The 18,667-nt window shown below is 68.9% G+C and carries 10 protein-coding genes and 1 pseudogene; 5 read left to right on the top strand and 6 right to left on the bottom strand.

Annotation, left to right across the window (positions count from 1 at the left end):
• Positions 1-18: 18 nt before the first annotated feature.
• From LU699_RS01095 to zwf, 6 genes are all read right to left on the bottom strand, one after another.
• Entirely contained in the window at positions 19-3,198 is a 3,180-nt protein-coding gene (locus LU699_RS01095; RefSeq protein ID WP_232580454.1) for a discoidin domain-containing protein, read from the bottom strand.
• 381 nt (positions 3,199-3,579) lie between these two features.
• A complete protein-coding gene (locus LU699_RS01090; protein ID WP_232138215.1) occupies positions 3,580-4,230 on the bottom strand; it encodes a bifunctional 4-hydroxy-2-oxoglutarate aldolase/2-dehydro-3-deoxy-phosphogluconate aldolase in 651 nt (216 codons plus the stop codon).
• 22 nt (positions 4,231-4,252) lie between these two features.
• On the bottom strand, positions 4,253-6,169 hold the full coding sequence (gene edd, locus LU699_RS01085) for a phosphogluconate dehydratase (RefSeq protein ID WP_232138082.1): 1,917 nt from the start codon (positions 6,167-6,169) through the stop codon (positions 4,253-4,255).
• 106 nt (positions 6,170-6,275) lie between these two features.
• Positions 6,276-7,028 carry a 6-phosphogluconolactonase gene (gene pgl, locus LU699_RS01080; RefSeq protein WP_232138081.1) on the bottom strand — a complete coding sequence of 251 codons (753 nt, stop codon included), beginning with the start codon at positions 7,026-7,028 and terminating at the stop codon, positions 6,276-6,278.
• A complete protein-coding gene (glk, locus tag LU699_RS01075; protein ID WP_232580453.1) occupies positions 7,025-8,023 on the bottom strand; it encodes a glucokinase in 999 nt (332 codons plus the stop codon). The genes pgl and glk overlap by 4 nt, the downstream gene beginning before the upstream one ends.
• Positions 8,020-9,441: a glucose-6-phosphate dehydrogenase gene (zwf, locus tag LU699_RS01070; protein WP_232138079.1), complete on the bottom strand. Its 1,422-nt coding sequence runs from the start codon at positions 9,439-9,441 to the stop codon at positions 8,020-8,022. Before zwf ends, glk begins: the two co-directional genes overlap by 4 nt.
• Positions 9,442-9,740: 299 nt before the next feature.
• Between zwf and LU699_RS01065 the strand changes: the two genes are divergently transcribed.
• From LU699_RS01065 to ligA, 5 genes and pseudogenes are all read left to right on the top strand, one after another.
• Positions 9,741-10,838 carry an ABC transporter ATP-binding protein gene (locus LU699_RS01065; RefSeq protein WP_232138078.1) on the top strand — a complete coding sequence of 366 codons (1,098 nt, stop codon included), beginning with the start codon at positions 9,741-9,743 and terminating at the stop codon, positions 10,836-10,838.
• 311 nt (positions 10,839-11,149) lie between these two features.
• Positions 11,150-14,662: a chromosome segregation protein SMC gene (smc, locus tag LU699_RS01060; protein WP_232138076.1), complete on the top strand. Its 3,513-nt coding sequence runs from the start codon at positions 11,150-11,152 to the stop codon at positions 14,660-14,662.
• Positions 14,663-14,773: 111 nt separating this feature from the next.
• Positions 14,774-15,526, top strand: coding sequence for a cell division protein ZipA (gene zipA / locus LU699_RS01055; RefSeq protein WP_232138074.1), 753 nt, complete (start codon positions 14,774-14,776; stop codon positions 15,524-15,526).
• 16 nt (positions 15,527-15,542) lie between these two features.
• Positions 15,543-15,968, top strand: a pseudogene (fosX, locus tag LU699_RS01050) (FosX/FosE/FosI family fosfomycin resistance hydrolase); the annotation flags it as partial.
• A gap of 186 nt (positions 15,969-16,154) precedes the next feature.
• Positions 16,155-18,659, top strand: coding sequence for an NAD-dependent DNA ligase LigA (ligA, locus tag LU699_RS01045; protein ID WP_232149188.1), 2,505 nt, complete (start codon positions 16,155-16,157; stop codon positions 18,657-18,659).
• Positions 18,660-18,667: the final 8 nt, after the last annotated feature.

Here is an 18,667-nt window from a genome sequence, read left to right as displayed (position 1 = left end):
TGGGCGAAGCGCGCTGGCTTACCAGCGCGCTTCGAGGCTCCGGAACGGCTTCGACAGGCGCACGCCGCGCGCGTCGTAATCGTCCACCGCGCGGCCATCGACCCGCACCGACGTGGGCCGCGTGCGGTTCGGCCAGATCACCTGCACCGGCACCGTGTCCTGCAGGCCATCGCCGAGCGTGATGTCGAGCTGCTCGCCGGACTGTTTCGCCGCCATCGTCAGCGGCCCGAACGCGGTCGGCAGCGCACGCACCGACAGGCCGTCGCCATCGAGCCAGGCCGTGGGCGCACCCGGCAACAGCTGCAGGCCGTCGTCGCCCTCGTGCAGCAGCATGCCGACGAGCGTGCGTGCGTATTCGGCGCCGATCCACGTATGCGGCATGTCGCCGATGTAGCCGGGATAGCGCGGCCGCGAATGCACGACCTCGGGCCACATCTGCCACGCGTGCGGACGGCGGTCGGCGAGCAGGCCCTGCAGCACGGTCTGCGCATCGGCCGGCCGGTCGAGATGCACGAAGGTCAGCACGTTGCGCACTTCGTACGGCGTGTAGGCCCACAGCGCATCCGGGCCGCTGCGCTCGCCGAACTGTTTGGCGAGATAGCGGTCGAAGGTGGTGCGCAGTTCGCGCTCGGGCAGCACGTGGCGCGCGCCGGTGGGATCGAGCGCGATCGATACGCTGGTCGGATCGCTGTCGCCGAGATCCGCCGACGACGGAATGAAGTCGATGCCTTTCCACGCGATCGTCGCGCGCAGCGAGGCGGCGACCGAGTCCGACAGCAGACGCCCCTGTTCGCGCGCCCAGCCTGCGGTCTCCGCGTCGCCGAGCGCATCGGCGAGCCAGGCGCCGTCATGCCAGCCCTTGATGCCGTAGAAGTCGTCCCAGTAGCTGTGGGTCGGCGTGGAATAGCCTTCGTGGCTGATCGACGGCGCGAGGATGCCGTGGAAACGTTCCGGCGCCGGATGCGTGCCCATGTAGCCGGCGACGAGCGTGCGTTCCCGCAGTTCCTGCAGGAAGCGCATCGCGGCGGTCACCGCCGGCAGGTACTCGCGCACCGTGTCGGGGCCGCCGTCGAGTCGCGCGACATCAGCGACGAGCTGGATGTACTGGCCCTGGCTGTCGTATTCGACGTCCGACCCGAAGCCGCGATTGATGCTGCCGTCCTCGTTGAGGATCGGCGAGATCATGCCGTTCGGATTGAGCGCGTGGTCGGTGTACCAGCGCAGGTAATCGCGCGCGATCTGCGGCTGGCCCATGCGCAGCAGCACCGCGGCCGTCGCCGCGCCATCGCGCAGGAACGAGCGGTTGTAATTGCGCGGGCCGGGCTGCATCGCCGGGCCGGTCTGGTTGATCAGCATGTACGCGCCCTGCGCGCGCAGCATGTCGACGAGGTCCTGGTCGGGCAGGCGAATGTCGAAGGTGTCGAAGCGGTCGGTCCAGCCGGCGGCGATGCGCGCGGCGTTCGCATCGAAAGCCTCCGAGGGCGTTGCGGCATCGCCGGTGAGCGCGGCGAGATCGAGCGCCGGGGGTTCGGTCAGTTCGCCCTTTGCAGGATCGAGCGCGGTCGTGCCCAGCGGCAGCGCGATGACGATGTCCTGCGTGGCGCCCGGTGCGATCCGCACCGGATATGTGAGCATGCCGGCGGCGAGTCCGGCGGCGTCCGACGCTTCACGCGCAGCGGGCGGCGTGCCGCGCGCGGCATCGGCGGTGATCTCGGTTTCGCCGTGCGCCCCGAACGGCGCGGCGCCGGCAGCGCCGACCGGCGTCATCGAGGTCAGCAGGGTGCGACCGTCGACGCGCACGCGCGTGTGGCCTGCGACTTCGTCGATCGCGAGCTGCCGGATCGGCGACCAGCCGCCGTGCTGCCACGGCGGATTCACCTGCAGCGGGCGCACCAGCAGCGACAGCGCGCCGTCGATCGACCGGCGTCCGCGGTTGTGCAGGCGGTAGCGCATCAGCGTCACCGGCTGTCCGTTCTGTTCGAGTGCGAAGGCCTCGTTGCGGATCGTCAGATCGCGCTGGCCCTGCCACTCGACCGACGGCATCGGCATCCAGCGCTCGCGCAGGGCGTGGCGGCGCTGCGGATCGTTGTCGGCGACACGCGCCTTGCCGTCACTGCCGCGCCAGACGGCCTGCAGCATCGGGCCGCCCTTGAAGGGTTCGAGGTTGCCGTAGGCGTCGAGCAGCGATTTCTGCCGGCCGGCGGGAATGCCCAGTGCCGTCCAGTAGACCTGCTGCTGGTGCAGCGACGACGGAAACAGCGCGCCATGCGTACGCGAGGCTGCGATCTCGTAACGCCGGGTCGGCGTCAGCAGTTGCTTGGGGCCGAGCAGGCGCAGACGGGCGATCGCGGGCGGACGGCCGTCGACCTCGCCGACGACGAGGCGCAGGGCGGTCGGCGACAGCGGGACGTCGCCTGCGAGCCACGAGCGCGTGCCGTCGTGGCCGGGATCTTCGGCCAGCGCGCGCCACTGGCCATCGGCATCGCGCGCTTCGAGCGTCGCGCCGTTGCGCGGACCGCTCCACCAGACTTCGAGGCCGGCGATCTGGTCTGCACGAGGCAGTGCGAGATCGAGTTGCCGCGTGCCGGGCCTGGGGCCTGCAGCGTCGACGACGCCCGGCTTTGCGTCCGCGGCGAACAGCGTGGCGCCGTCGACGCCGGCTGCCAGGCCGTCGAGCTGCGGTGCCGCATCGCCCGCGATCGGCTCGAACTCGAAGATCGACGTCGCCCAGTCGGACGACTTCGACGGGCTGGCGATGCGCACGTAGCGCGCACTGCGCGCGGGAAACACGATGAGGTCGGTGTCGCCGCGCGAATCGGTGCTGGTGTAGGCGATGTCCCACTGTGTGCCGTCGAGCGAGGTTTCGAGCGTCCAGCGCACCGGGAATCCGCTGTCCCAGAGAATCGCGACGCCACCGACGTCGGACGGTCTTCCCAGATCCACCTGGAACCAGTGGCCGGGCAGGAAGGAACCGCCCCAGCGCGTCCTGGGATCGCCGTCGATGGCGTGCTGCGGTGCCAAGGCGTCGACCTGCGTCGACGAGGCCGAGGCGGTCCATGCGCTGCGGGGCGGCAGGGATGTCGCGGCGGCTGCAGTCGATGCCGAGACGAGCAGGGCGCCGAGCAGGATCGACGCGACATGCCGGCGATGCCGGGCTTGGCCGACGCGCGCTTCAGGACACCCGGATCTGATTGCCATGCATGCGTGGTCCGCGACTGGAAAGCGGACGCTACCACTCGCTGGAAGCGGTTACATGCTGCGTTGCGGTGTGGGTTTGACGCGGTCCTATCAGCACTGGCGGCGACAGGCGGGGAAGGCCGAAGTCGTCAGCCCATCGCTGGCCCGAAACGTCGTTCGACAGACGAATGGTTGGACATCCAACGCGTTGAGGCGTGATCAAGAAGACACGCGATCCATGGTCAGAGTCCGACTGTCTGAGCTGTCGTGACTGCAGCCGGAGTGACTGGATGACCAGCCATTCGGCTGTCGAGAAGCGCCTCCGGCGTGCGCCGGGATGACGCGCGATGCAGTTCCGCTCGAACCCGCCAGTCCTGAGGGGCGCTGAGGACCGCGTCTCCCTCAGCCCCGAACGTCCCGCACGATCTGCGCCGCACGAGACGCGGTCTCGCGGACGCGGGCGTAGTCGCCGACTTCCAGCCAGCCCTTGTCGAGCATCCACGAGCCGCCGATGCACAGCACGTTCGGCTGCGACAGGAACTCGGCGGCGTTGGATTCGGAGATGCCGCCGGTCGGGCAGAAGCGCATGTCGTGCAGCGGACCGGCGAGGCCCTTGAGCATCGCGAGACCGCCGACGGCGCTGGCCGGGAACAGCTTGCAGTTGCGGAAGCCGCGCTCGCGCAGCGCCATGAACTCGGTCGGCGTCGCGGCGCCGGGCACCACCGGAATGTCGGCTTCGGCCAGTGCATCGGCGAGCGCCGGCGGCGTGCCGGGCGTGACCAGGAAGTCCGCGCCGGCGTCGATCGACGCGCGGATGTTGTCGGCGTTGAGGATCGTGCCGGCGCCGATGACGATGTCCGGGCGCTCGCGCTTGAGCATCGCCAGCGCGTCGATCGCGACCGGCGTGCGCAGCGTGAGTTCAAGCGTGTTCAAGCCGCCTTCGAGCAGCGAATCGGCGATCGCACGCGCTTCGTCGAGCGTGTGCACGGTGATCACCGGCAACACGCCGGCCTTGCGCAGGAAATCGGCGGCGCGCTGCTGGCGCTCGGACATGGTGGAAACGTTGGGCATCGTGTCAGGCGTCCTTGGAATCGTGTGGCGCATCGAGCGCTGCTTCGTCAGCGCCCAGGTCGTATTCGGCATCGTAGTGCCACGCGCTGCCGTCGGTGGTGGCCGGGCCGCAGGAGATCGACAGCGCGCCCTGATCGGCGGGCGACACGTTCGCGCGATTGAAGCCGAACAGGTTGCGGCCGTGGTCGGTGGGCGCGGGTGCGGTATCCGGCGCGGCGGTGCGGCGCTGCCATTCGGCCGGATCGACCAGCGCTTCGAGCGTGCCGGCCTCGCCGTCGAGACGGATGATGTCGCCTTCGCGCACGAACGCGAGCGGCCCGCCGCGTGCGGCCTCGGGGGTCATGTGGATCGCGGCCGGAATCTTGCCCGACGCGCCCGACAGACGACCGTCGGTGATCAGCGCGACGCGCCGGCCCTGGTTCTGGAGCATGCCCAGCAGCGGTGCCAGCGAATGCAGTTCCGGCATGCCGTTGGCCTTCGGCCCCTGATAGCGCACGACGGCGACGAAATCGCGCGGCAGCGCACCGGCGGCGTGCAGGCGGTTGAGGGCCTGCGGCGCATCGACGACGACGGCCGGCGCTTCGATGGTGCGGAACTCCGGCTTCACCGCCGACAGCTTGATCAGCGAACGGCCGAGGTTGCCGCGCAGCAGACGCAGGCCGCCGTGCGCTTCGAACGGTGCCGACACCGGACGCAGCACGCCGTCGTCACCGCTGACCGCCGGGCCGGGTTCGTAGCGGATGCGGTCGCCTTCGAGCTTGGGCTCTTCGCCGTAGCGCGCCATGCCGCCGTCGACGATCGTCGGCAGATCGCCGTGCATCAGGCCGGCGTCGAGCAGTTCCCGGAACACGTAGGCGTTGCCGCCGGCTGCGTGATAGCGGTTCACGTCGGCTTCGCCGTTCGGATACACGCGCGCCAGCAGCGGCACGGCCTGCGAGAGCTGGTCCATGTCGTCCCAGGTCAGCACGATGCCGGCCGCGCGCGCGACCGCGATCCAGTGGATGGTGTGGTTGGTCGAGCCGCCGGTGGCCATCAGCATCGCGACCGCGTTGACGATCGCGCGTTCGTCGATCAGCTGGCCCAAGGGGCGGTAGTCGTCGCCGAGTGCGGTGATCGACAGCGCGCGTTCGACCGCTTCGCGGGTAAAGGCTTCGCGCAGCGGCGTGCCCGGATTGATGAATGCCGCGCTCGGCAGCTGCACGCCCATGGCCTCGAGCAGCGTCTGGTTGGAATTCGCGGTGCCGTAGAAGGTGCAGGTGCCGGGGCCGTGATAGGAATCGGATTCGACCTGCAGCAGTTCCTCGCGCGTGGCCTCGCCGGCGGCGAAGCGCTCGCGCACTTCGGCCTTGGTCTTGTTCGGTACGCCCGGTGTCATCGGGCCGCCGGGAATGAAGATCGCCGGCAGATGGCCGTAGGCCAGTGCGCCGATCAGCAGGCCGGGCACGATCTTGTCGCAGATGCCCAGATACACGCTGCTGTCGAACATGTCGTGCGACAGCGCGATCGCGGTGGCCTGGGCAATGACGTCGCGCGAGAACAGCGACAGCTCCATGCCGGCGCGGCCTTGGGTCACGCCGTCGCACATCGCCGGCACGCCGCCCGCGACCTGCGCGGTATGGCCCAGCGCACGTGCGGTTTCGCGGATGAATTCCGGATACGGCTCGTAGGGCTGATGCGCTGACAGCATGTCGTTGTACGCGGTGACGATGCCGAGGTTCGCGGTCGGCCCGTTGCGCAGGCGCGACTTGTCGACCGGCCCGCAGGCGGCGAAGCCGTGCGCGAGATTGGCGCAACTCAGGTGACCGCGCAGCGGCCCCTCGTCGCGCATGCGCGCGATGCCTTCGAGATACGCCTGCCGCGACGGCGCGCTGCGCTTGCGGATGCGTTCGGTGACGGACTGGACGACGGGATGCAGGCTCATGGGCGGCGGCGATGAGAGGGACGGGCGCCCGGGGGATGGGCGGGGGCGCGCGGATCGCACTGCGCGCAACGGTCGAAAAGGGTGCGCATGCGCGCCCGTGCGCGGGTCACGGGCACCAGTGGACGTGGAGCTTCGCGCCCGGGGTGGTAAAGGCGATACGCGCGGGGAATTCGATGGCGTCGTCGCTCTGCAGCAGGCGGTCGAGCAGGGCGCGCTTCTTCTCGCCGCGGATCAGCAGGATGCGCGTGTGCGCGGGCTCGAGACCGGTCGGCGTCAGGCTCACCCGACGCTGCCAGCTGCCCGCACCGGGACTGCCACCGGCATCGACGCCGACATACGGTGACGTGGACGCGAGCGCCGAATCGAGATCGACCATGCCGGGAAACAGCGACGCGGTATGGCCGTCGTCGCCCATGCCCAGCACGACCACACCAGCGGGCTGACGCGCGTGCAGATTGGCGGTGGAAACGGCTTCGTCGAACGGACGGCCTGCGCGGGTGATGGTTTCCAGCCGCGCCTTCTGCGCTTTGTTCTGGATCAACGTCTCGCGCAGCAGGCGCGCATTGCTGTCGGGATCGTCGGGCAGCAGCCAGCGCTCGTCGACCAGCGCGACATCGACGCGATCCCATGCCAGCGGTGACTTCGACAGCGCGGCGTAGACCGGGCCCGGCGTCTTGCCACCGGACAGCAGCAGGCGCGCACGCGGCTTCTGCTCCAGATCGCGGGCAATGGCGGACGAGATCGCAATCGCGGCGCCCCAGGTCCACTGGGTCGCCGATTCGTAGGCGTGCAGCTGCATGCGCCCATCGTCGCCGATTCCGCCGGCGATGCCAAAGGGCGATGCGCCGGTCGGCGTCATGCGGCGGCCCTGCGTGTGGCGATTGCGGCTGCGCCGAGCAGGCCGGCATGCGGATGCAGCACCGCGACGCTGGGCACGCGGCCCATGTTCGGCGAGAAGCGGCCCTTGTGTTCGAAGCGCTGGCGGAAGCCCGAATGACGGATCGAATCGAGCATCTTCGGCACCAGGCCACCGGTCAGAAACACGCCGTCCCAGGCGCCGAGCGTCAGCACGAGGTCGCCTGCGATCGCGCCGAACACCGCGCAGAACACGTCGACCGCACGCGCGCAGCGGGCGTCGCCATCCTGCGCGCGCGCGGTGATGTCGGCCGGCTGCATCGGGCCCGGATCGACACCGGCGATTTCGCTCAGTGCGCGATGGATGTTGACCAGGCCGGGACCGCAGATCAGGCGCTCGTTGGACACGCGGCCGAACTGCGCCGACAGGCGTTCGAGAATCGCAGTCTCCTCAGGCGTGCCCGGCGGAAAGCTCACATGACCGCCTTCGGTTTCCAACGGATAGTGCTTGCCGTCGCGGATCACCAGGCCACCCACGCCCAGCCCCGTGCCGGGACCGATCACCGAGTAGGTGCAGGGACCGCCCGGATCCTTGGGCACCGACCACGGCACGCCGCCGATGGCGCTGAAATCGCCAGGCTGCAGCAGTGGGATGGCCATCGCCTGCGCGGCGAAATCATTGGTCAGCACGACGTCTTCGATACCGAGCCGCTGCTGCGTGCGCGTGCGCGAGATCACCCAGGGATGGTTGGTGATGCGTGCATCGTCGCCGTCGACGCGACCGGCGACCGCGAGCACGGCGCGTGGCAATGCGCCCTTGCCGTCGTGGCCGATCTCCTGCAGGTAATGCAGCGCCGCATCGGCCAGCGACGGGAAGTCGGCGACCGGAAAAATCTTGACCGTGTCGAGCTGCAGCGGCGTCGGGCTGCTGGTGTCGGCCAGCGCGAAGCGCGCATTGGTGCCGCCGATGTCGGCGAGCAGGGCGAGCGCAGCCGTCACGATTTGCGTCCGTTGTGAGTGGTCAGCGTACGCGGCAGGAAGGGCTGCGCCTCGGCCGGGCCCCAGCTGCCGGCCGGGTAATCGCGCACCGGCGTGCCGGCTTCGCGCCACGCGGCGCTGACGCTGTCAATCCAGCGCCATGCGGCCTCGACTTCGTCGTCGCGCACGAACAGCGTCTGGTCGCCCTTGAGTGCATCGATCATCAGACGCTCGTAGGCGATGCGGCGCTTGGGCGGCAGCATCGCCAGATCCAGCGACATGGGCTGCAGTTCGTTCGCGGCCCATTCGGACGCGGCGAGGCTGCCCATCAGGCCAAGTTCGATCGTCTCCTCCGGCTGCAGGCGCACGCGCAACTGGTTGGCCCGCGCGCGTTTGCGCTCGCCCGGCCCAAAGAGCCAGTGCGTGACCGGCTTGAACGTCACGACGACCTCGGTGGTGCGCGAGGGCATGCGCTTGCCAGTGACGAGGCGGAACGGCACGCCGGCCCAACGCCAGTTGTCGATCCACGCACGCAGGCCGACGAAGGTCTCCACATCCTCGTGCCCGCCGTGCTTGAAGCCCTGCACGGCCTGGCCGTCGACGACGCCCGGGCCGTAGCGGCCGCGCACGCTGTCGGCCGCGGCATCGGCGGCGGTCATCGGCCGCAGGGCGCGTAGCACCTTGCGCTTCTCGTCGCGGATGCTGTCGGTGTCCATCGCTGCCGGCGGTTCCATCGCGATCAGCGCCAGCAGCTGCAGCATGTGGTTCTGCACCATGTCGCGCAGCGCGCCGTAGTCGGCGTAGTAGCCCTCGCGACCGTCCACGCCGGCGGTCTCGGCGACGATGATGTCGACCGATTCGATCCAGCGCCGTTCCCACGTGGCTTCCAGCAGGGTGTTGCCCAGACGCAGTGCGAGCAGGTTCTGCACCGGCGCCTTGCCCAGGTAATGGTCGATACGGAAGATCCGCGACTCGTCGAGCGCGGACTTCAACGTCGCGTCGATTTCCTGCGCGCTGGCCAGGTCGTGGCCGATCGGCTTCTCCAGCACCAGCCGCGAAGGCGCTTCCAGCAGACCGGCGGCCTTGAGGCCTCGGCACGCGGAGGCGAACAGGTTCGGCGGCGTCGACAGATAGCTGACCGCCGGACGGTCGGCGAAGCGCGACAGCGACGCTGCCATCGCATCGGCATCGCCGAGGTCCACCGGCACGTACTGGATGCGGCGCAGCAGTTCGTCGACCAGCGACGTGTCGTAGTCGTCACCGAGGCGCTCGCGCAGCCAGTCGCGGAAGCTTGCGTCGTCGTGCTCGCTGCGCGCGATCGCGATCACGCGGAATTCGTCCGGCAGCAGCCGGTCGCGCAGCAGATGCAGCAGGGACGGGAACAGATAGCGTTGCGCCAGGTCGCCGGTGGCGCCGAACAACAGCAGGGAATCGTGCATGGGCGCCGGGACCGTCTCGGGTTCAGGATGGGTAATCACGGAGTGTGTCGCCGGAGGCGTGCAGATCGCAACGTCCACGCCATCGCGGCGTGTCCAGCGCTGTCACCTGGCGCGCGCGAGGCGGCGCGCACGCGGATGGAACCTGTCGTTCGTTGCACTACGCTGTGCCTCCCACACGTGCGCCGGCTGGATTGGAAACGATTACATGCCAGAATAGCGCAATTGCATCGCGGCGCGCGGTTCACGCAGGCAGCCGCACGATGCGATCCACGACGGGTTTGCGACACACGGGAGCGTGCATGGCACAGGTGCGGTTCGACGCGGTACGGAAGGTCTACCCCAACGGTTTCGTCGGTGTGGCCGGTGCGACTTTCGAGGTCGCCGATGGCGAGCTGCTGGTGCTGGTGGGCCCGTCGGGCTGCGGCAAATCCACGCTGCTGCGCATGGTCGCGGGACTGGAGGCGATCAGCGACGGCACGCTGACCATCGGCGAGCGCGTCGTCAACGACGTGGCGCCGAAGGATCGCGACATCGCGATGGTGTTCCAGAGCTACGCGCTGTATCCGCACATGAGCGTGGCCGAGAACCTCGCGTTCGGTCTCAAGCTGCGCGGCCAGTCGAAGACCGAGATCGCCGCGCGCGTCGACGAAGCCGCGCAGGTGCTCGAACTCGACAAGGTGCTGGACCGCAAGCCCGGCCAGCTCTCGGGCGGACAGCGCCAGCGCGTGGCGCTGGGCCGGGCGCTGGTGCGCCAGCCGCAGGTGTTCCTGCTCGACGAACCGCTGTCCAACCTCGACGCCAAACTGCGAAGCGGCATGCGTGTCGAGATCGCCCGGCTGCATCGCAAGCTGGGCACGACGATGATCTACGTCACCCACGACCAGATCGAAGCGATGACGCTGGGCCAGCGCATCGTCGTGCTCAAGGATGGCCACATCCAGCAGATCGACACGCCGATGGCGCTGTACGAACGGCCAGCGAACCTGTTCGTCGCGACCTTCCTAGGCAGTCCGGCCATGAACGTGCTGCGCGGCGCGCTGTCGCAGGGCACGGATGGCTGGACCTTCGACGCGGGCGCGGGCATCACCCTCGCGCTGGGCGATGCCGGTTTTCCTGCCGACTGGAACGGCCGCACGGTCGATCTGGGCATCCGCCCCGAACATCTGCTGCCCGCGACCGAGGCGGACGCATCGCTGTCGCCGGTGGTCGAAGTGGTGGAGCCGGTCGGCAGCGAAGTTTTCGTCAATCTGCGCCTGGGCAGCCACGCCCTGATCGCACGCCTGCCGCCCGATCGCGTGCCGGTGCCGGGCGAAACCCTGTCGCTGATGATTCCGGTCGGCCGCGTGCATGCGTTCGATGTCGAGACCGGCGAGCGGTTGGTGCAGCGGGCGGGTTGAGCCTCGCGACGCAGGAACCACACCTCTCCCTCTGGGAGAGGTCGACGCGCGACGCGCGTCGGGTGAGGGGTGGCGTTCTAGGTGGACGGTCTCAAAGCACCCTCATCCGCCCTTTGGGCACCTTCTCCCAGAGGGAGAAGGGTTGGGAATTCACCTCACCGGAACTCTCGCTATACTGACCGCTTGCGCGCGCGAGCGGCGCTCCGTGCTTGTGGAATCAACCGCTTGCGATGGAAATTTCGCGTATCGCATGACACGCTATCCGTCATCCATCGCGCCCTGACGGGCGCCAAGAGGCCACCAAAGCCCGCATGCGCCTGTCCACGATCAAGCTCGCCGGTTTCAAATCCTTCGTCGATCCGACCACGCTGCACCTGCCGACCAACATGACCGGCGTGGTGGGGCCCAACGGCTGCGGCAAGTCGAACATCATCGACGCGGTGCGCTGGGTCATGGGCGAATCCTCGGCCAGCCGCCTGCGTGGCGACTCGCTGACCGACGTGATCTTCGCCGGGTCCACCGCGCGCAAGCCGGTGTCGCAGGCGATGGTCGAACTGGTGTTCGACAATTCCGATCACACGATCGCCGGGGAGTTCGCCGCGTTCAACGAGATCTCGGTCAAGCGCACCGTCAGCCGCGACGGGCAGAGCGGCTACTACCTCAACGGCACCAAGTGCCGCCGCCGCGACATCACCGATCTGTTCCTCGGCACGGGTCTGGGCCCGCGCAGCTACTCGATCATCGAGCAGGGCATGATCAGCCAGATCATCGACGCCAAGCCCGAAGAGCTGCGTGTCTATCTGGAGGAAGCGGCGGGCATCTCCAAGTACAAGGAGCGCCGCAAGGAAACCGAGACCCGCATCCGCCACACCCGCGAGAACCTGGATCGCCTCAGCGATCTGCGCGAGGAAGTCGGCAAGCAGCTGCAGCACCTCGCGCGGCAGGCCAAGCAGGCCGAGCAGTACACCGCGATCCAGGCCGAGCGGAAGATCCGCGACGCCGAGTGGAAGGCGCTGGAATGGCGCACGCTCGATTCGCGTCTGCGCGCATTGCGCGAAGGACTGTCGCAGGAAGAAACCAAGCTCGAGCAGATCATCGCCGAGCAACGCGAAGCCGAGCGCGAGCTGGAGACGGGTCGCGAGCGTCGCCACGAAGCCAGCGAAAGCCTTAACCGCGCGCAGGCCGAAAGCTACGAAGTCAGCGGTGCGCTGGCCCGTGTCGAGCAGCAGATCCAGCACCAGCGCGAGCTGTCGGCGCGCCTGCTCAAGGCCCGCGACGAAGCGCAGGCGCAGCTGGCCGAGATCGGCGAGCACATCGACCAGGACCAGCTGCGACTCGACACCCTGCACGAGAGCATCGCCGACGCCGAACCGCAGCTCGCGCAGCTGCAGGACGACGACGCCGTACGTCAGGACACGCTGCGCGAGGCCGAAACCGCGCTCGCCGACTGGCAGACGCGCTGGGAAACCCACAACCGCGAGCAGGGCGAGGCAGCGCGCGAAGGTGACGTCGAGCGCACCCGCGTCGATTACCTGGACAAGCAGTCGCTCGAAGCCGACCGCCGCCGCGAGCAGCTGCAGGCCGAACGCGGCGGGCTGGATCTCGAAGCGCTGAGCGAGGCATTCGCCGATCTGCAGATCCGCCACGACGAACAGAAGGCCACGCTCGACTCGCTCGGCGACGATCTGGAAACGCGCAAGGCCGCGGCGGTCGATCTGCAGGACGCGCAGCGCGGCGCGCAGGAAGAGCTGTCCGTCGTGCGCAAGCAGGCGCAGGAAGCGCGCGGCCGGCTGTCATCGCTGGAAACCCTGCAGAACGCAGCGCTGGGCCAGGAGCAGGGCGCGGCGGTCGAATGGCTGCGTCAGCGCGGACTGGATTCGTCGGCGCGCGTCGGCGAGCGGCTGCGGGTCGAGTCGGGCTGGGAATTCGCGGTCGAACGCGCGCTCGGTCAGCTGATCGAAGGCGTGCTTGTCGAAGGCGACGGCGTGCCGGCCGAACTGGTCGACGCGCTCGGTGAACTTGGCGAAAGCCGCCTGGCGCTGGTGTCGGCTGAGACCGGCGACGAAGCCTTCGCGCCGACTTCGCTGGCGGCCAAGGTGCAGGGCCCGCTGGCGATCCGCCGGCTGCTCGCGCGCCTGCACGTGGCCGAGACCCTGGCCGAGGCGCGCGCGCTGCAGGCGAGCCTGGGCGATGGCGATTCGGTCATCACCCGCAGCGGCGAGCGTCTCGGCGCCGGCTGGGTGCGCGTGTCGCGCTCGGGCGCGGCGAAGCAGGGCGCGCTGCTGCGCGAACGCGAGATCCAGTCGCTGCGCGAGACGATCGCGACGCTGCAGGAGCAGGAACAGACGCTGGAGGCGCGCATCGCGCAGGGCCGCGAACAGCTGCTCAGCGTCGAGCAGCAGCGTGAGGAAGCGCAGCGTGCCTTGTACGTCGCGCATCGCGGCGTGTCCGAGCTCGCCGGCCAGGTGCAGAGCCAGCAGGGTCGGGTGGAAGCGGCGCGCAACCGCATCGAGCGCATCGACACCGATCTCGCCCAGCTGCACGAAACCCTCGATACCGCCGCCCAGCAGGCGCGCGACGCGCGGGGCCGGCTGGAAGATGCGGTCGAACGCATGGGCGAGTTCGAAGCCGCCCGCGGTGCACTCGAAGCCGAGCGCCGCGGACTGGTCGAGGCCCGCGACCAGCTGCGATCGGCCGCGCGCGAATCGCGCGATACCGCGCACGCACTCGCACTGACCATCGAATCCCAGCGCGCCCAGATCACCTCGCTGACCCAGGCGCTCGCGCGCATGGGCGGCCAGCGCGGCCAGATCGACAATCGCCTCGGCGAACTGTCGGCGCAGCTGGCGACGGGCGATTCGCCGGTCGACACGCTGGAACAACAGCGCCAGGTTGCACTCGAAGAGCGCGTGCGCACCGAGCGCGCGCTGGCCGAAGCACGTTCCGCGCTGGAAGGCGTGGACAACGAACTGCGCACGTACGAGCAGGTCCGCCAGCAGCGTGATGCGCAGTCGCTGACCCAGCGCGAAGCGATCTCGCAGCGCCGCCTCGACCAGCAGGCGCTGGTGATCGCGGCCGACCAGTTGTCGGCGCAGGTCGTCGAGGGCGGGTTCGTGGTCGACGAGGTGTTGAATGGTCTCGAAGATTCCGCGAATGCGAAGGACTGGGAGAAGATCGTCACCGACTTCGACGCGCGCCTGCGCCGTCTGGAGCCGGTGAATCTCGCCGCGATCGCCGAACACGCCGAAGCCGCGCAGCGCAAGGAATACCTCGACGCGCAGGACGCCGACCTCAACTCGGCCTTGGACACGCTGGAAGAGGCGATCCGCAAGATCGACCGCGAGACCCGCGGCCGCTTCAAGGACACTTTCGACAAGGTCAATGCTGGCGTGCAGGCGCTGTATCCGCGCCTGTTCGGTGGCGGCCATGCGTATCTGGAACTGACCGGCGAGGACCTGCTCGATACCGGCGTCGCGATCATGGCGCGCCCACCCGGCAAGCGCGTGTCCAACATCTCGCTGCTGTCCGGCGGCGAGAAAGCGATGACCGCGGTCGCATTGGTGTTCTCGATCTTCCAGCTCAATCCCGCGCCGTTCTGCCTGCTCGACGAGGTGGACGCACCGCTGGACGAGGCCAATGTCGGCCGCTTCACCGCGATGGTCCGCGAGATGAGCGAGCAGGTGCAGTTCCTGTTCGTGAGCCACAACAAGGCGACGATGGAAGCGGCGTCCCAGCTCAGCGGCGTGACCATGCGTGAGCCGGGCGTGAGCCGACTGGTCTCGGTCGATCTGGCCGAAGCGGCGCGACTGGCCGGCGCCGCCTAGAGACTGTCATCATGTGGCGCGACCGTCGCACGGCCTGGCCGGTGGCGGTCCTCATGCCCGACAGGCCCGGCGCCTGCGCATAATGAACGACCCCGAAGGAGAACACCGCGAATGACCGACGACTGGATGATGCGTATCGGAATCCTGGTCGCAGGCCTGCTGCTGATGGGTGCCATGTGGTATTTCGGCACCCGCCCGCGCAACGGGCAGGGTCGCCGCGTCGCCAGCACCGACGATCGCGAGCAGCGCCTGGAGCCCACGCTCGGCGCGCAGCTGGAACAGGATCTCGGCGAAGCCGGCGTGCCGCGTGCCGAAGGCGACACAGACGCCGTGCAGGCGGAAATGGACCTGCTCGACCAGACCGTTGGCGCCGTCTCGCCGAACAGCGAACTTGGCAAGCGCACCAGCGACGATTTCGACAAGATCGTGACCCTCTACATCGCCGCGCGCGCCGGTAACGTGCTACGCGGCCCGGACATCGTGGTTGCCGCCGAGAAGACCGGCCTGACCTACGGCCACATGAATGTGTTCCACCGTCTGGTCGACGGCCATCCCGAGCGCGGCCCGATCTTCAGCGTCGCCAACATCCGCAGTCCCGGCAGCTTCGACATGAGCGAGATCCAGGGCCTCGAAACCCCGGCGATCGCGTTCTTCCTGACCCTGCCGGCACCGGTCCGCGCGCTCGATGCCTGGGACGCGATGCTGCCGACCGCCGAACGCATGGCCGAACTGCTCGACGGCGTGCTCCTCGACGAACAGCGCAACGCCCTCGGCCGCCAGCGCATCGCCGGCCTTCGCGACGAACTGCGCAGCTGGGACCGCGAGCACGACGTCCCCGCGGTGACCCGCAGCCCGCGCTGGTGAGTTGGGCGCGGTGTCGATTTCCGGCATCAGCCATCTGACCTTCGTCGTCCACGACCTCGACCGCACGGCCCGCCTGCTGGTCGAGGGTCTGGGCGCGCGCGAGGTCTACGACAGCGGCGACCGCCCGCATTCGCTGTCGCGCGAGAAGTTCTTCGAACTCGGTGGCGTGTGGATCGCGGTGATGGAAGGCGAACCGTTGCCGCAACGCTCGTACCGCCATGTTGCCTTCGCGGTCGAGGCCGGCGACCTGCCGATCTATCGCGCGCGACTGGACGCGCTGGGTGTGGACATCCTTCCGCCGCGACCGCGGATCCAAGGCGAGGGCGAGTCGTTGTATTTCCACGACTTCGACAACCATCTGTTCGAACTGCATGCCGGGACACTGGGCGCGCGATTGCAGGCATATCGCGCGGCCCTCACCCCAACCCCCGCTGCGCGCCCCAGCCCTCGCGTTGCCGCGAGGGCGTTCGAAGACATGCGAGCCAGTGGCTCGCAAACATGTCTCCTGACCCCAATGGGAGAGGGGCCTGAATCGCAACGCTCGATTGATCGAGCCCCTCGCCCTCCGGGAGAGGGGTTGGGGTGAGAGGAGACGCCCGCAGGAACGCCACCGTCCTACAATTCCCCCATGCCAAAGCCATCTCCCGCCGGGCGCGTCGCCGAGCTGCGCGCGCTGATCGAAGACGCCAATCATCGCTACTACGTGCTCGACGATCCGTCGATCCCGGATGCCGATTACGACGCGCTGTTGCGTGAACTCGAAGCACTGGAAACTGCGCATCCCGAACTCGCGAGCGACGACTCGCCGACCCGCACCGTCGGCGCGCGACCCGATGGCGGTTTCCCGGAAGTCACCCACGCGATCCCGATGTTGTCGCTCGCCAACGCGTTCGAGACCGCCGGTGTCGAGGACGATGCCGATGACCGCGCGCGCTACGCCGAAGTCGCCGATTTCGAGCGTCGTATCGAACAGAAGCTCGACATCGAAGCGCCGGTGTTCTCGGTCGAACCCAAGCTCGACGGCCTCGCGATCAGCCTGCGCTACGAGGATGGCGTGTTCGTGCAGGGCGCCACGCGTGGCGACGGCAGCACCGGCGAGAACGTCACCGCGAACCTGCGACAGGTGCGCGCGGTGCCGCTGAAGCTGCGCGAGACCGCAACGCCGCCGCCGGCGGTGCTGGAAGTGCGCGGCGAAATCTACATGCCGCGCAAGGCCTTCGAGGCCTGGAACGCGAAGGCGCTCGACCACAACGAGAAGCTGCTGGCCAATCCGCGCAACGGCGCAGCGGGCTCCCTGCGTCAGCTCGATCCCGCGGTCACGCGCCGGCGTCCGCTGGCATTCTTCGCGTATTCGATCGGCGAGGTGCGCGGACTCGAACTGCCGGAAACGCATTCCGAGACGCTCGCGCTGCTGCGTGACTTCGGCTTTCCCGTCGCGCCCGAAGCCGACACCGCGACCGGTTTCGACGGCCTGATCGCGTACTTCCGCCGCATCGGCGAAGCGCGCGACACGCTGCCCTACGACATCGACGGCGTGGTCTACAAGCTGGACGACTACGACCAGCAGGCGACGATGGGTTTTGTCTCGCGCGCGCCGCGCTGGGCGCTGGCACACAAATTTCCCGCGCAGGAGCAGTCGACCGTGCTGCGTGCGATCGAGGTGCAGGTCGGTCGCACCGGTGCGATCACGCCGGTCGCGCGGCTGGAGCCGGTGCAGGTCGCCGGTGTCACCGTCACCAACGCAACCCTGCACAACGAAGACCAGATCCGCCGCCTGGACGCGCGCGAAGGCGACACGGTGATCGTGCGCCGCGCCGGCGACGTGATTCCCGAGATCGTGCGCGTGATCGAAGCGCAGCGTCCCGCAGATACGGTCGAATGGACGATGCCGGCAACATGCCCGGTCTGCGGCTCCGAGCTCGTGCGCGAGGAGGGTGCGTCGGCCTGGCGCTGTACCGGTGGCCTGACCTGCTCGGCGCAGCGCAAGGAAGCCGTGCGCCACTTCGCGTCGCGGCGCGCGATGGACATCGAAGGCCTCGGCGACAAGCAGGCCGAAGCGCTGGTCGAGTTCGGTTTCGTGCATTCGCCGGCCGATCTGTTCTCGCTGACGGTCGAGGATCTGGTGCGGATGAAGACCGCGCTCGATGCGGTGACCGCGGCGGATCTCGCGCAGGCGATCGCCGACAGCAAGGGCGCACTCGCGCTCGACGGCGAGGGCGAAGCGGTGCTGGCGCAGGAGTCGCCGGTGTGGAAGGACGCGGCGTTCCTGCGTGCGCATCTGACGGTCGAGACCGGTGGCAAGCTCGCGACGAAGTGGGCGGAGAATCTCGTCGCCGGCATCGACGCCAGCCGCAGCACCACGCTGCCGCGCTTCCTGTTCGCGCTGGGCATTCCGCATCTGGGCGAGACGACGGCCAAGTCGCTCACGCAGTGGCTGGGCACGCTCGACTTCGTGCGTACGACGCCCGCCGTGCTGCTGCAGGCCCTGCCCGACATCGGCGGCGAGGTCGCGCGTTCGATCGCGACGTTCTTCGAGCAGCCGGGCAACATCGAGGTCGTCGATGCGCTGCTCGCCGCGGGCATCACCTTCAACGACGAAACCGCACCGTCGGCCGCGCTGCGCGAGCGTCTGGGGCTCGCCCATCTGCTGTCGACGCTGCCTGTCGACAAGCTGGGCGGCAAGAGCGCCGAGCGTCTCGCGGACACCTACGGCACGCTCGATGCGCTGCTGCGTGCGAATGCGAGCGGCTGGACCGGCGCCGGGCTTTCGTCGGCGGGCGCGGACAACCTGTCGGCGTTCCTGGCCAATGCGGATGCACTGGCTGCGCTCCGCGCGAGCGATGCCGCGATGCGGCGCCTGCTCGATGCGGCGCCGGCCAAAACGGTGAAGACCAGCGGTCCGCTCGACGGCAAGACCGTCGTGCTGACCGGCAGTCTCGAGGCGATGACCCGCGACGAGGCCGGCGAACGACTTGAAGCGCTGGGCGCGAAGATCGCGGGCAGCGTGTCGAAGAAAACCTCGCTGGTCGTGGCCGGTGAAGCTGCCGGTTCGAAGCTGACGAAGGCGCAGGAACTCGGGATCGAGATCTGGGACGAAGCCGCACTGCTCGCATTTCTCGAATCGCAGGCGTGAACGTGTCG

It is taken from the genome of Luteimonas fraxinea (assembly GCF_021233355.1).
In the GTDB taxonomy this organism is placed as follows: Bacteria; Pseudomonadota; Gammaproteobacteria; order Xanthomonadales; family Xanthomonadaceae; genus Luteimonas; species Luteimonas fraxinea.
Note: the sequence above shows the minus strand (reverse complement) of the source record. Positions and strands in the feature narration are given on the sequence as shown.

What these genes read in the sequence shown, in the direction of transcription:
- ligA (WP_232149188.1), top strand. Translation starts at nt 16,155, where the DNA reads ATGCCAAAGCCATCTCCCGCCGGGCGCGTCGCCGAGCTGCGCGCGCTG.
- zwf (WP_232138079.1), bottom strand. Translation starts at nt 9,441, where the DNA reads ATGCACGATTCCCTGCTGTTGTTCGGCGCCACCGGCGACCTGGCGCAA.
- edd (WP_232138082.1), bottom strand. Translation starts at nt 6,169, where the DNA reads ATGAGCCTGCATCCCGTCGTCCAGTCCGTCACCGAACGCATCCGCAAG.
- LU699_RS01065 (WP_232138078.1), top strand. Translation starts at nt 9,741, where the DNA reads ATGGCACAGGTGCGGTTCGACGCGGTACGGAAGGTCTACCCCAACGGT.
- pgl (WP_232138081.1), bottom strand. Translation starts at nt 7,028, where the DNA reads ATGACGCCGACCGGCGCATCGCCCTTTGGCATCGCCGGCGGAATCGGC.
- smc (WP_232138076.1), top strand. Translation starts at nt 11,150, where the DNA reads ATGCGCCTGTCCACGATCAAGCTCGCCGGTTTCAAATCCTTCGTCGAT.
- LU699_RS01090 (WP_232138215.1), bottom strand. Translation starts at nt 4,230, where the DNA reads ATGTCCGAGCGCCAGCAGCGCGCCGCCGATTTCCTGCGCAAGGCCGGC.
- LU699_RS01095 (WP_232580454.1), bottom strand. Translation starts at nt 3,198, where the DNA reads ATGGCAATCAGATCCGGGTGTCCTGAAGCGCGCGTCGGCCAAGCCCGG.
- zipA (WP_232138074.1), top strand. Translation starts at nt 14,774, where the DNA reads ATGACCGACGACTGGATGATGCGTATCGGAATCCTGGTCGCAGGCCTG.